At 35.3% G+C, this 15,344-nt stretch carries 11 protein-coding genes; all 11 read right to left on the bottom strand.

Features of this window, described 5'->3' with window-relative positions:
* Position 1: 1 nt before the first annotated feature.
* Entirely contained in the window at positions 2-922 is a 921-nt protein-coding gene (queG, locus tag Q0912_RS13050; RefSeq protein WP_299115775.1) for a tRNA epoxyqueuosine(34) reductase QueG, read from the bottom strand.
* A 48-nt stretch (positions 923-970) separates the two neighbouring features.
* A complete protein-coding gene (locus Q0912_RS13045; protein ID WP_299115773.1) occupies positions 971-2,311 on the bottom strand; it encodes a cytochrome c peroxidase in 1,341 nt (446 codons plus the stop codon).
* 125 nt (positions 2,312-2,436) lie between these two features.
* A complete protein-coding gene (gene ruvB / locus Q0912_RS13040; protein WP_299115771.1) occupies positions 2,437-3,459 on the bottom strand; it encodes a Holliday junction branch migration DNA helicase RuvB in 1,023 nt (340 codons plus the stop codon).
* A 140-nt stretch (positions 3,460-3,599) separates the two neighbouring features.
* Positions 3,600-4,901, bottom strand: a complete 1,302-nt coding sequence (locus Q0912_RS13035; protein ID WP_299115769.1) for a T9SS type A sorting domain-containing protein — start codon at positions 4,899-4,901, stop codon at positions 3,600-3,602.
* A 140-nt stretch (positions 4,902-5,041) separates the two neighbouring features.
* Positions 5,042-6,835, bottom strand: a complete 1,794-nt coding sequence (locus tag Q0912_RS13030) for a cbb3-type cytochrome c oxidase subunit I (RefSeq protein WP_299115766.1) — start codon at positions 6,833-6,835, stop codon at positions 5,042-5,044.
* 32 nt (positions 6,836-6,867) lie between these two features.
* The gene (locus tag Q0912_RS13025; RefSeq protein ID WP_299115764.1) at positions 6,868-7,935 is read right to left on the bottom strand and encodes a cytochrome c oxidase subunit II; all 1,068 of its coding nucleotides are present in this window, start codon (positions 7,933-7,935) and stop codon (positions 6,868-6,870) included.
* A 28-nt stretch (positions 7,936-7,963) separates the two neighbouring features.
* Complete coding sequence (locus Q0912_RS13020) at positions 7,964-9,331, bottom strand: quinol:cytochrome C oxidoreductase (protein WP_299115762.1); 1,368 nt, start codon at positions 9,329-9,331, stop codon at positions 7,964-7,966.
* A 21-nt stretch (positions 9,332-9,352) separates the two neighbouring features.
* A complete protein-coding gene (locus Q0912_RS13015; RefSeq protein ID WP_299115760.1) occupies positions 9,353-9,913 on the bottom strand; it encodes a cytochrome c in 561 nt (186 codons plus the stop codon).
* Position 9,914: 1 nt separating this feature from the next.
* Positions 9,915-10,454 carry a DUF3341 domain-containing protein gene (locus Q0912_RS13010; RefSeq protein ID WP_299115758.1) on the bottom strand — a complete coding sequence of 180 codons (540 nt, stop codon included), beginning with the start codon at positions 10,452-10,454 and terminating at the stop codon, positions 9,915-9,917.
* Between the two features lie 8 nt (positions 10,455-10,462).
* Positions 10,463-12,199 carry an NrfD/PsrC family molybdoenzyme membrane anchor subunit gene (gene nrfD, locus Q0912_RS13005; protein WP_299115756.1) on the bottom strand — a complete coding sequence of 579 codons (1,737 nt, stop codon included), beginning with the start codon at positions 12,197-12,199 and terminating at the stop codon, positions 10,463-10,465.
* A 29-nt stretch (positions 12,200-12,228) separates the two neighbouring features.
* Positions 12,229-15,339, bottom strand: a complete 3,111-nt coding sequence (locus Q0912_RS13000; protein WP_299115754.1) for a TAT-variant-translocated molybdopterin oxidoreductase — start codon at positions 15,337-15,339, stop codon at positions 12,229-12,231.
* Positions 15,340-15,344: the final 5 nt, after the last annotated feature.

The following is a 15,344-nucleotide window of genomic DNA, read 5'->3' as shown; positions in this document are numbered from 1 at the left end:
CTCAATCTTTTAAAAAATCAATATTACGTTTTAAACCAGAAAATTTAGTGCGTTTTACAGCTGATTTTTTAAATACTTTTCTAAATGTGTCTTCCGTTATTTCTTCCCAATCTTTTTTGGTCATGGATAAGAGTTCTGGGTGAGGATTAAACAGAGGTTCGTTATGAGATTTTGAAAATCGATTCCATGGACATACATCCTGGCAAACATCACAGCCAAACATCCAATCATCAAATTTGCCTTTAAATTCTGATGGTATATTTTCTTTAAGTTCTATTGTAAAATAGGAGATGCATTTACTTCCATCTACAACATAAGGTTTGGTTATGGCTTCTGTTGGGCAAGCATCGATACAAGCAGTACATGTACCACAATGATCAGTTACAGGCGTATCATAGTCTAACTCTAAATCAATGATAAGTTCGGCGATAAAATAAAACGAACCTACCTGCTGTGTTAATAGGTTAGAGTGTTTACCAATCCAACCTAATCCAGATCTCGCTGCCCAGGCTTTATCTAAAACTGGCGCAGAATCTACAAACGCTCTACCACTTACTTCACCTATTTCTTCTTGAATAAACTGTAAAAGTGATTTAAGCTTATCTTTTATTACGAAATGATAATCTGTTCCGTAAGCATATTTTGATAACTTAAATGAATCTTCATTTTGAAGCTCAGATGGATAATAATTTAATAATAAGGATACCACACTTTTTGAGTCTTCTACAAGTAAGGTAGGATCCAAGCGCTTATCGAAGTGGTTCTCCATATAACGCATTTCACCATGCATGCTCTTATTTAACCAAGCTTCAAGTCTTGGTGCTTCTTCTTCTAAGAATTCTGCCTTGCTGATACCACAAGACAAAAAGCCAAGGCGTTTTGCTTCGGCTTTAATTTGGTTTGTATAAGTTGTAGTATTCAATTTAGTTCTTAAAAAAACTAAACTACGATAATGTTTTTAATTTATAATCTACTCACAGCCTAAATCAGACGATGACATATAATCAGCATTAGGGAAACAATTACCTGAAGGGATTGATTCTGGGACATAACGACTCAGATTATTATCATATAAAGACGCTTCAAGGAATAATGTTAACTGATCAATTTCTGTTTCAGTTAAGTTTAACTCTACAAAATAAGAAGACAACTTATTTTCTGGCACAAGACTATTTTCTGCTACTGCAGCATTCTTATATTCAATAACTTCTTTTAGGGTTTCAAAGCTTCCTCCATGTCCAAAAAATTGAACATCTTTTAAATTATATAATTGCGGCGTTTTGAATTTAAAATCATCATCTGGATTCCCTGTAAATCCTCCACGTCCTTTTCTGGTTGCCATATCAACGTCATTAAACACATCAGCCCCTTCAAGATCATTCATTCCTAAAGCATGAAAATCCATTCCGTTTAAACCTGGCCCAGAATGACATGTATAACATTGTGCCTTATTAAAAAACAACTTTGCTCCTTCAATTTCTTCTTCTTCCATGGCATTAGCATCTCCTCTTAACCACCTTTGAAAAGGGGATTGATTTGGCAGTAATGTTCTCTCGTATGCAGCAATAGCCAAAGCTGCATTTAACTTGGTATAACGCTCACTCTCATCTATATTTGAAAAAGCAGTATCAAACATATTTTTATATGACGAGTTAATGATATCATCTGGATTAATCTGTAATCTATGAACATCTAAACCTGCAATTGCCTGAATCTCTACACCTTCAAAACCTAAATTATTATTCTCTTTAGGCGTACCAACAGTCCATTGGGCTTCTGTACCTAGATTTGGACCGACAGCTCCAAACTGTCCATTCCACAACATTACTTTTTGAAAAGCTACATTCAATGTTGTTGGCGTTCTTATGGGTTGAACATCGAGATCAGATGCAGCATACATAGGGTTTTTAATTCGTCCTTCGCCATGAGTACCAAAACCTAATCCTCCGTCGCCTATACCTTGTTTTAGTCCACTTTGAAAACCAGCATCTACATGGTGACAACTAGCACATGAATAAGTATACATGCCTTCATTTTCGTTTGGATTTGTAGCTATCATAGTTTCATGATATAATAGTTTTCCTAACTCTACTTTAGCTTCAGTAATAGGATTATTTATATCACTTGGAATAGAACTATAGTCAGTTTCTATTGGTTGAATTAATGGGCTGGTAGAACCATATAGTTCAATTATACGATTCTCTAATTCGATATTATTAGATACTGTTTCGTAGTTGTCCTTATCAGAATTACAAGAACTAAAGGTTAAAACAGTCAGTAAAAATATTGACTTAAATAGTAGGTTTTTCATGATTAGTAGGCATTATATATCTTTCAAAGATATAGTCTACTTAAAAGGATAAAATTACTTTTAGACAAAATCACAAAAAATTAGTTGAATTAATGTAAGGTGCAGAATTTATAGATAAACGGTTATTAAAACAATCCTCCTTGTGTAGAGCCTTTTATTTTTCCTAAATGCCTGTATGCTTGTTCTGTTACTTCACGTCCTCTGGGCGTACGCATTATAAACCCTTGCTGAATTAAAAAGGGTTCGTAAACTTCTTCTATAGTTTCAGAACTCTCACTTACTGCAGTAGCTAAAGTCGTGATACCTACAGGACCTCCTTTAAACTTGTCTATAATGGTAGTTAGGATTTTATTATCCATTTCATCCAAACCATGTGCGTCCACATTTAGGGCTTCTAAAGCAAACCTGGCAATTTTAATATCTATTTTACCATTACCTTTTATTTGAGCAAAATCCCTAACTCTGCGTAGTAATGCATTTGCAATACGAGGTGTTCCTCTACTTCTACCTGCTATTTCTATAGCAGCTTCCATGGAAATTGGCACGTTTAATATAGAAGCACTTCGTTGTACAATCGTAGTTAATAAATCTGTTTTATAATATTGTAAACGACTACTTATCCCAAAGCGTGCACGCATAGGTGCTGTTAATAAACCTGAACGTGTTGTTGCACCAACAAGTGTAAATGGATTTAAGTTGATTTGAACTGTTCTGGCATTTGGACCAGATTCTATCATAATATCGATCTTATAATCTTCCATTGCAGAATATAGATATTCCTCCACAATTGGGCTTAGGCGATGGATTTCATCAATAAAAAGTACATCTCTATCTTCCAGATTTGTTAATAGGCCTGCCAAATCACCGGGTTTATCCAACACAGGACCGGAAGTAACCTTTATACCAACATCTAATTCATTGGCCAAAATATGTGCTAAAGTCGTTTTGCCCAATCCAGGTGGTCCGTGAAATAACGTATGATCGAGAGCTTCTTCTCTAAGGTTTGCTGCTTGAACAAACACCAACAAATTTTCCAACACTTGGTCTTGACCTGTAAAATCTTCAAAAGTAAGTGGTCTTAATTTCTTTTCTACATCAAGTTCTTCTGGTGTAAAGTTGTCGTTATTTGGATTTAGGTTTTCGTTCATAGCATTTCCCATGAAAATGGTAATCTCTTAGTTTTAGATTTTTTGCTTTACTCTGAATGACAGAGCTGTTAAAACAAATATAACGAAAAAGCCTTTCTGTTTTAGAAAGGCTTAGTGCATATAAACAATTAATTATTTATTCATTCTTTAATTATACGCTTTATTGAAGTTCCATAGTCCGTTTTTATCTTGATTAAGTACATTCCCGACTTTAAGTGAGACACATCAAAAACTCTTATACTTGATTGGGACTTTAAAATGGTTTTACCAAGGATATCGTAAATAGTAATCTCTTGTATAGCTGCATTGTTCGTATTTATCTGAAGCTTATTCTTTACTGGGTTCGGATATATATTTATAACATTTTTTGATAAGTCTTGACCTAAACTCAAAGTCCCTGTGTTATAATTTAAAACAATATCATCAATTATATTTAAACTAAACCCAAAATTGTTACTACTTGTAATGACTACACGGTCAACATCACCAAATATAAGACCATCAAAAGTGACGCTATATTGCCCAACAGATGGATATACTGAAAAACCTGTTCCAGTGTTTTGTATTCCAGTTGATGATCCATTTTTAAAACCTTCAGCTGAAACAAAATTTGCATCCAACGATGTGCCAAATGTATTGATTATTAACTCTTGAAAATCGAATTCATCACCAGCAACCGATTCAATTGTCAATGTTTCACCATTTACAAAGTTTGATGGGAATAAGGCTTGAGTACCAGCATTACCATCGTTATCAACAATATAGATATCACCACTACTTAGGATTAACTTTATATCTCCATCTGTAAATTCTCCGCCTGTAATTGTGGCTTGACCTGATGAAGCAACTGGCCAGGTATTTGGCTCGAAACTAATCTTTGTTCGTGTATCATTAAAAGAAGTTGCTGAAGAGTATTGAATTGAGTTTATTAGAGTAGTACCATTATTGTCAACCGATTCGTTGAAGTACACTCTTACTTCGTCAACATCATTAAATGCTTGGTTAGAAGAGACATCTATGGTTTGAGCTAAATTTTGCGTAAAAGTAATTGCGCTAAAAGCACCAACCACTGTTTCTCCATCTTTTAGACCTGATAAGGTAGCCGAAGTTGTAGTTGAAATATTGAATTCAATATTCATAGTCTCGAATTTAAACTCGGATCCATCTGTTCTTGAGAAGCTATAATACGACTGATCGTTATTCATGGTAAAAGCTAACTGACCTGATCCATTTCTAGTCACAATTCCACTTCCGCCTCCTACGCTAGAAACTGAATAAGAATTTGAATCAGATAGAGTAATACTGCCCGTGGCTGGTGATGGAATAAAGCCTGTTATATTTACAAATGCACCCGTAAAATCTAAAGTAGTTGTCTGAGCTAGTAGTTTGCAAGGTAAGTTTAAGATTACAATAACAAATAGTAGTTGGGTAATTTTTTTCATAATAGGTTAAGGTTTAAGATTTGTTTGTTACAAAGATAAATATTTATGGTATTATATATTAAAAAGCCTTTCTGAAAAAAGAAAGGCTTTTTAATATAATGTCCCCTTTTACTTTTACTAAGCTTAGGGTTTTATCTTGTTTAGTGCTGCAACTCTTCCTCCCCATCATACAATGGCACATTTTGAGGTACAAAGTCTACATCATGTCCTGGCTTACTATAATCGTAAGGCCATCTGTATACGTGAGGTATCTCACCCTCCCAGTTACCATGAATATGCTTTATCGGTGCTGTCCACTCTAAGGTTGTAGATTTCCATGGATTCTGCTCTGTTTTCTTTCCGTAGAAAATAGAGTAGAAGAAGTTCCACAAATACACTAATTGGAAAATACCACCAACAATAGCAAATATTGTAATGATAACATTTGCATTAGCTGTATCGTCAAATAATGGGAAATTAGAATTTGTATAATAACGTCTTGGTAAACCTGCCATACCTATAAAGTGCATTGGGAAAAATACCCCATAAGCACAAATTGCAGTGACCCAGAAATGTAAATAGCCTAAATTTTTATTCAGCATACGACCAAACATTTTAGGGAACCAATGATAGATACCAGCAAACATTCCATACAATGCTGATATACCCATTACCAAGTGGAAGTGTGCTACTACAAAATACGTGTCGTGTACATTAATATCTAAAGCACTATCACCTAAAATAATCCCTGTTAAACCACCTGTAATAAATGTAGACACAAAACCTATAGAGAATAGCATCGCGGGATTCATCTGCAGATTTCCTTTCCATATGGTCGTTATCCAGTTAAAGGCTTTAACTGCAGAAGGTATTGCAATCAATAAAGTTGTAAATGTAAATACAGATCCCAGGAATGGGTTCATACCTGAAATAAACATATGGTGACCCCAAACTATTGTCGATAAAAATGCAATAGCTAAAATAGACATAATCATAGCACGATAACCGAAGATAGGTTTACGTGAATTTGAAGCCATAATTTCTGAAACCAGACCCATAGCCGGAAGTATAACAATATATACTTCTGGATGCCCTAAGAACCAGAATAAATGCTCAAACAGTACTGGAGAACCACCTTGATAATGTAGTACTTCACCCTGAATAAATATATCTGATAAGAAGAAGGATGTCCCAAAACTTCTATCCATTATTAATAATAATGCAGCAGATAATAAAACTGGGAAAGAAATCACACCAATAACAGCAGTGATAAAGAATGCCCATATAGTTAATGGTAATCTTGTCATAGACATTCCTTTTGTACGTAAATTAATTACGGTAACAATGTAGTTCAATGAACCAAGTAAGGACGATGCAATAAATATAGCCATAGATACTAACCAGAGTGTCATACCCATACCTGAACCTTGTTGTGCCATTGGTAAGGCAGACAATGGTGGATAAATTGTCCAACCTGCTGCTGCAGGTCCTGCCTCTACAAATAGAGAAATAACCATAACAACACTAGACAAGAAGAATAACCAGTATGATACCATATTAAGGAATCCTGAAGCCATATCTCGTGCCCCAATCTGTAACGGAATTAAGAGGTTACTGAATGTTCCACTAAGACCTGCAGTTAGTACAAAAAATACCATAATGGTACCATGTATAGTTACTAGTGCCAAATATATATCTGGATTCATAACACCCTCAGGAGCCCATTTGCCTAATAACGCTTCAAACAACACATTTGGTTGTTCTGGCCAGGCAATTTGCATACGAAACATTATAGACATTAAAACACCAATAACTCCCATTATTGTACCTGTAATTAGGTACTGCTTTGCAATCATTTTATGATCTTGACTAAATATATATTTAGTTACAAAAGTCTCTTTGTGATGATGTACGTCGTGATCGTCGTGACCGTGTGTATCTACTGTTGCTGACATAATCTCTTTATCTATTGCTTAAAATGATTTTATTATTTATTTAATGAATTAGCAAAGGTTTTTTGCTCTTTCATCCAGGCGTCATATTCTTCTTGAGTTTCTACAATAATCTTCATTTGCATATTGTAGTGCGATATTCCACAAATCTTATTACATAGTAATAGGTAGTCGAATTCATAAGGTTCAAGAGCTTCCTCGCCATTTGCTGTTAGCTTTTTACTCTTTTCAGCCCTGATAGTATTAATATTTTGAACCTTATCTACCATATCTGGATTTTCGCGCATTTCTGCAGTGGTAATGGTTGGTGTAAAACCAAATTGAGTAACCATTCCTGGCACACAATTCATTTGTGCTCTAAAATGTGGCATGTAGGCAGAGTGTAATACGTCTTGAGAACGCATTTTAAACAATACTGGTTTCCCTACTGGTAAGTGCAACTCAGTTACTATAACATCATCTTGCGCATTTGGATCATCTTCGTCAACACCTAAAATATTGGCTCTATCTAAGTCAATTAATCTTACGTTAGCCTTACCTAATACATTATCTTGACCACCATATCTAGCTTTCCAGTTAAACTGTTGTGCATATAATTCTACAATAATTGGGTCTTCATCTTCGTCAATACTCATGATATCATTCCAGGTGAATAAACCATATATAATTAAACCAGCTAATACAATAACAGGGATGATCGTCCAAATAAATTCAAGCATGTTATTATCTGCATAGAACAATGCTTTTTTTCCTTTTTCACCTCTATATTTAAAGGCAAAATAGTGCAAAATAAATTGCGTCACGGTTTGTACAAAAAATATGATCACCATTGAGATAATCATCAAATTATCTAAACCTGGACCATGCTCTGAGGCAGCATTAGACATTAAAGGTAAATCACCTAAGTACCAAAAACTTAAAATGGTAATAACATAGATAAATACTAAAAAGCCCATCATCAGGTAGCCATTTAGCTTATTGTCTTTATCATCAGCAACTGGTGAGTTCGAACTACCAACTTGAGCTAAATCAAAAATCTTTACCAGTTGCCATAAGGCAATAGCTACAAAGAGTACAATTATAATCGTTAATAAAGCAGTCATTATCGTTTATGTTCTTTTTTAATAATTATTAATAATGGAAATGTTCACTTTCCTTCATAAATGGGTTTCGTTTAGCTAATAATGGTGCTTTTCCTAATGCTGTAAACACAAACAATAAAAATAGACCACCAAATAGTAATATAGAACTAATCTCAGGGATTCCTATATACCATCTTTCAACTACTGTTCCTGGCATAATCCAATTGAAAACATCTAAATAGTGTCCACAAAGAATTACTATCCCAGCCATAATTACAAACCAATTGATACGCTTGTAATCACTATTCATTAATAGTAATAATGGGAATATAAAATTCATAGCTAACATACCAAAGAATGGTAATTTGTAATGTTCAATACGTGTAACAAAATATGTCACCTCTTCTGGAATATCTGCATACCAGATTAACATAAATTGAGAGAACCATAAATAGGTCCAGAATATACTAATAGCAAACATAAATTTCGCTAAATCGTGTATATGACTATCATTTACAAACTCTAACAAGCCTTTAGATTTTAAGTAAATGGTAACCATTGCAATTACAGTAATACCACTTACAAACATACTTGCAAAAACATACCAACCAAATAATGTACTGAACCAGTGAGGATCAACACTCATTATCCAATCCCAAGACATCATAGATTCTGTATAAATATAGAATACTAAGAATGCAGCTGAGATTCTAAAGTTCTTTTTAAAGTTTCTGTTATCATCAGCACTATCCTGAGCAATAGAGAATTTTCTAGAGAAGTATCTGTATAAAGACCAACCACCTAAGAAGATAGCACCTCTGATAAAGAATCCTGTTTTATTTAACCAACTTGATTTGTTAGCCACTAATTTGTCATAGTTTTCATGCCCAACTTCAGTTATACCCTCTTTTAACCAAACAAACAAATGACTGTCTGCAAAAAATGCTATTGTTAATACAATTAATCCGCCTGGCAAAACATATGATGTAATACCTTCCATAACTCTAAATAATACTGGAGACCAGCCTGCTTGAGAAGCGTACTGAATCGCATAAAAAGCAAGCACTCCTAAAGCTATCATAAAGAAAAAGAATGCAGCTACATATAAAGCTGAATATGGTCTGTTGTGTATTTGGTGTAACACGTGTTCTTCGTGAGACATTTTATGACCTTCCTCAGCATGAGCTTCATCACCATGACCCTCTTCTACATGCGATGCAGGTTCACTATGAGACTCTCCATGTGCTTCTTCTGCATGTCCACCACCATGATGAGCTTCACTCTTTAATAGGGTCTCAACATCTTTTACAGTTTCATATTTATGTGAATCCATAAAACCGTAAGCAACACCAAGAGCACCAAGTACTATCATTATGATAGCACCCATTCTTAATCGATTTGAAATTTTATATTCCATTATATAATCTTTATCTAAATCTTATTTTTCTAAATCTGCTTTTAGTTTTTCAACATAAGCTACAACTTGCCAACGCTCATTTTCATTCAATTGGTTCGCATAAGAACCCATAGTGTTTTTACCATAATAAATAACATGGTAAATACTACCTGTTGTAATGGCTCTACCAGCATCATCATAACTAGGTACACCTAATATTTTTTCACGGTCTACTAACTTTCCTTTACCATTACCTTTATTACCATGACAAATACCACAGTAAATATCATATAACACTTTACCTTCAGCATAATCAACTTGAGTAGAATCTAAGGGACTGGTTAAAGTCGTTTTGGCTAACTCATAACCTTCATTTGTATTGTCTATTTCATAAGGCATAAAATCACCTCTTGGTATAGAACCTTCTGCTGGTAATTGCGCTTCAAATCCATTAGCAAAAGCATCAGATTCTTGATATGTTTCATACCCCACAGGTTCATACATGTTAGGCATATACTGATAGTTGGGTCTTGAATTCTTCTGACAAGACACAAAGCCTACCAACATTACTAATACTACGATATATTTTAAGGATGTCTTCATATTAATGTGCATCTTCGTCTTTATCAACAATATTTATTTCAACAGCTCCTGTTTCTTGTAATAATGAAGTTAACTCACTTTCATTATTATGTATGGCTATTTCCATTAAGAAATGGTCATCTGTTGTTCTTGGGTCAGGGTTCTCAGCTTTTTTAAAAGGCCACATTCTACTTCTTAAATAAAATGTAATTACCATTAAGTGAGCCGCAAAAAATACTGTTAGCTCAAACATAATAGGTACAAAAGCTGGCATATTTTCTAAATAACTAAAGCTTGGTTTACCACCAATGTCTTGCGGCCAATCTTTAATCATTATAAAATTCATCATTACAATAGCTACTGTTAAACCAACACAACCATACATAAATGATGTAATTGCGATACGAGTTGGTGCTAAGCCCATTGCCTTGTCTAGTCCATGAACTGGAAAAGGTGTGTATATCTCTTCAATGTGATGTTTTTCTGCCTTTACCGTTTTAACGGCAGACATTAATACATCATCATCTGTATAAATAGCATGAATTACTTTTGAAGCTTCCATAGACTATATTAATTATTTAATAAATTTTTAGCTTGCCCTGCCCAATCATCACGTTCTGCTCTTCCTGGGAAAGAACCTGTGATTGAGTCTAACAAGTCGTATTCAGTTTTTGTCATCTTACTTACTTGTAAGAACGTATAGATACCAATACTATTAAGTACGTCTTCCATTTTAGGTCCAACACCACTAATCTTCTTTAAATCATCTGCTGTTTCGGTAGCGGCATCAAAAGAACCTATAGTTCCTAAAAGACTATTTACTTTCTCAGAATTATCTTCTGATGTAGAAGCCTGAGGAGTAGCTCCAGTTGACGCTACACCTTGTGATGTTCTGGCATCTGCACCTGTACCAACTAAACTATCACCGCGTTCTCTAATCTTCTTATAACGTTCACCTGAAGATTTTAAAATGGTCTTAACCTCTGCCTGAGCTATTACTGGGAATGTTCGTGAGTATAATAAAAATAACACAAAGAAAAACCCTATTGTTCCGATAAAGATTCCTATATCTACAAATGTTGGAGAGAACATTGTCCATGATGATGGTAAGTAATCTCTGTGTAATGACGTTACGATAATTACAAAACGTTCAAACCACATACCAATATTTACAACAATAGAAATAAAGAATGAGAACATAATGCTTGTTCTAAGCTTCTTAAACCACATGAATTGTGGAGAGAATACGTTACACGTCATCATTGCCCAATATGCCCACCAGTAAGGACCAGTTGCTCTGTTTAAGAACGCATACTGTTCATACTCTACACCAGAGTACCATGCTATAAATAACTCCGTGATATAAGCCACACCAACGATAGAACCTGTAATCATAATTACAATGTTCATTAACTCAATGTGTTGTACTGTAATATAATCTTCTAGGTTACACACTTTTCTCATAATGATGAGAAGTGTATTTACCATGGCAAATCCTGAGAAAATCGCACCTGCAACGAAGTAAGGTGGGAAAATCGTGGTGTGCCAACCTGGAATAACAGACGTTGCGAAGTCAAAAGATACAATGGTATGTACAGAAAGTACAAGAGGTGTTGCTAAACCAGCAAGTACCAATGATACTTCTTCAAAACGTTGCCAGTCTTTTGCTCTACCAGACCAACCAAAACTTAATAACGAATAAATTTTCTTTTGGAAAGGTCTAACGGCTCTATCTCTGATCATGGCGAAATCTGGTAATAGGCCAGTCCACCAGAACACTAACGAAACCGATAGATATGTAGAAATTGCAAATACATCCCAAAGTAATGGAGAGTTAAAGTTTACCCATAAAGATCCAAATTGGTTAGGAATTGGCAATACCCAATATGCTAACCATGGACGACCCATGTGAATAATTGGGAATAAACCTGCTTGTACTACTGAGAAAATCGTCATGGCTTCAGCAGAACGATTAATTGCCATTCTCCATTTTTGACGGAAGAGTAGAAGTACAGCAGAAATCAGTGTTCCTGCGTGACCAATACCAACCCACCAAACGAAGTTAGTAATATCCCAAGCCCAGTTTACAGTCTTATTAAGACCCCAAACTCCAATACCTGTTGAAATGGTATAAATAATACAACCTATTCCCCAAAGGAATGCAACCAAAGCAATGCTGAAAACAATCCACCATGCTGTGTTGGCTTTGCCTTCTACTGGTCTTGCTACATCAACGGTAACATCGTGATACGATTTTTCTCCAGTAACTAAAGGTCTTCTAATAGGTGCTTCGTAATGAGACGCCATAATTATATACGTATTTCTTTAATTTTTATTTATGCTTTAGCTGTATTTCTTACTTTGGTTTGATATACCACATTTGGTTTTACACCAACATGCTCAAGTAAGTGATATGCTCTATTATCTTCTCTTAATTCTGCTATTTTACTATCCTTATCATTAACATCACCAAATACCATAGCTCCATTACCACAAGCTGCAGAACAAGCAGTTTGGAATTCTCCATCTTTAACAGGACGGCCTTCACGCTTCGCATCAAGAATGGTCTTTTGTGTTTTTTGAATACACATAGAACATTTTTCCATCACACCACGAGAACGCACTGTAACATCTGGATTTAATACCATACGTCCTAAATCGTCATTCATATAATAATCAAACTCATCATTCTTATTGTATAAGAACCAGTTAAAACGACGCACTTTATATGGACAGTTGTTAGCACAATATCTTGTACCTACACAACGGTTATATGCCATATGGTTTTGACCTTGACGACCATGTGCTGTTGCAGCAACCGGACAAACCGTTTCACAAGGTGCATGATTACAATGCTGACACATCACAGGCTGGAATGCTACTTGAGGATTATCAGCAGGACTTTCCATCTCACCGAACTCACTTAATGAGCTTCCTAAACCAGAAATATTTTCTTTCTTTTCATTGTCTCCTTCAAAAGAATCTTGAGATGAATAGTATCTATCAATACGCAACCAGTGCATATCTCTACTTCGTCTCATTTCAGACTTACCTACAACAGGAACGTTATTTTCTGCATGACATGCAATAACACATGCACCACAGCCTGTACAAGCATTTAAGTCAATCGATAAATTAAAATGATGTCCGACTGAACGATCAAATTCATCCCATAAATCTACATCAGGAGATGTTACAGGTGTTTCTATGTGATTTAAGGATACTTCTGGAACTTTGTTCCAAACATGTTTATCTTTAGTATTAAAAATTTCTAAACTTGTTTCTTTAATGATATCTCCACGCCCCATTAAAGTGTTATGTAACTGTACACAAGCAAACTCATGCATACCAGAAGCTTTCTTTATAGTTACATCTTGTACTGTATTGAAATTCTTATATAATGGATAAGCATTAACACCTGTCTTCATCTCCTTTTTAAGTGCATCAGATGTTCTTCCATATCCAAAAGCTAAACCAACGGAACCTTTTGCTTGTCCTGGTTGAATGATTACAGGAACATTTTCTACAGTAACACCATTAACTGTTACGTTAGCGTAACTACCATTTAATCCACCATTAGCAACATTTTCGTTAACCAATTCCATTTCATCAGCATCAGCTCTGGAAACGGTTAAGTAGTTATCCCAAGTGGTTCTTGTAATTGGATCTGGGAACTCTTGTAACCAAGGGTTGTTGGCTTGTTGGCCGTCGCCCATTCCGGTTTTTGTATATAATGCTAATTCCATAGCTCCACCCTTAGCAGAAGCAGCTAAAGCTCTTGCTGCGTTTCCGCTTGGTGTTTCAACAGTCTCTTCATCAGAATCTGAAGATGAATCAATTAAAATTTCAGCTTCGGGATTAGCACTTACAAATACCCCATCTTGAACTGCTTTATTGAAAGAAGCGCCATTCAAAATATCAGCAGTCCATACCGATTTTAAATAATCTCTATATGAAGTACTATTTCCATTCCATGCTAAAAGCACTTCTTGAAATTGTTTTGTATCAAATAATGGACGAATTGTTGGTTGCATCATTGAATAATGACCAGACTTTAATTCGTAATCCCCCCAAGACTCTAAATTGTGAGGTGCCGCAGCGATATAATTACAATTTACAGCTGTTTCATCTTGCTTCATTGAGAAGGCCACAGATAAATCCACCTTAGCTAATCCTTCAGCAAAATCTGATGCGTTTGGCAAGGTATACATTGGGTTAACACCATTTACAATAAGTGCTCCAACATTACCAGCTTTCATATCAGCAACTAATTGCATTACTGCTTTGTCACTACCTTGTCTTGTATTAATCGTAGTCTTAGAATCAAACGCTTTACTATTTAAGTATTCATTTAATTCTAGAGCAACAGTTTGTGCATTTACATCTTGAATACCTGTAACCACAACTGCATTACTTCCTGCTTTACTTAATTCTTTAGCTGCTGCTTTAACTGCTGCATCTAAAGCTTCAGGAAGATTCGCACCACCTACAGAGTTTCCTGTAACGTAGCTATATAATTTAGCTAATGCTAATCTTTGCTCACTTGGCTTCAATGGCAAACGTTTATCTGCGTTTGCACCAGATAATGACATATTAGATTCAAACTGAATATGTCTTGACATTTTACCATGATCTGGAACACGCTTTTTAGCATAACCAGACTCAAAACCTCCGCCTTGCCAACCTCCTAAGAAATCCGCTCCAACAGAAACAATGGTCATGGCTTTAGAGAAATCGTAATTAGCCATTCCTCTTTTACCATACTTTGCTTGGTAAGCATCTAAAGTTGCAGATTCTGAAACAGCATCATAAACCACATGTTTTACGTTACCATATTTTTCAGAAAACTCTGCTATTAATTTATGTGTTGATGGACTTGGCATAGTAGCCGTTAAGAAAACGATTTGCTTATCATCACTCAGTCCATTTAATTTTGAAGTTGTTCCAGACATGAATGCATCCCAAGAAATAGCTTCTTCACCTTTCATTGGTGATTTTACTCTTAAGTTATCATACAATCCTAAAACCGAAGCATTAACTCTGGCATTTGCCATACCATTGGTAGCGGCATCAGTATTGTTCTCTATCTTAATTGGTCGTCCTTCTCTTGTCTTTACTAAAACACTAGCAAAATCATATCCATTTGCAATTGTGGTTGCATAGTAGTTAGCAACACCAGGAATAATTTCCGTCGGCTGCACAACATAAGGAATTGACTTTATCACTGGACCTTCACAAGCTGCTAATGAAGCAGCGGCTGTACTAAACCCAACGTATTTTAAGAAATCACGACGCGATGTAGACGAAGATTCTAACGATTCTTTATCTCCCAAAAACTCATCTGTTGGAATTGCTTCCACAAATTCATTTTGCTGTAGCGTCTCAACAATAGAGCTGTTTTCGTTTAGCTCTTCAACACTTTTCCAGTATTTCTTGTTTGATGACATATAAT

This window comes from uncultured Winogradskyella sp., from assembly GCF_947498345.1.
GTDB lineage: Bacteria > Bacteroidota > Bacteroidia > Flavobacteriales > Flavobacteriaceae > Winogradskyella.
Note: the sequence above shows the minus strand (reverse complement) of the source record. Positions and strands in the feature narration are given on the sequence as shown.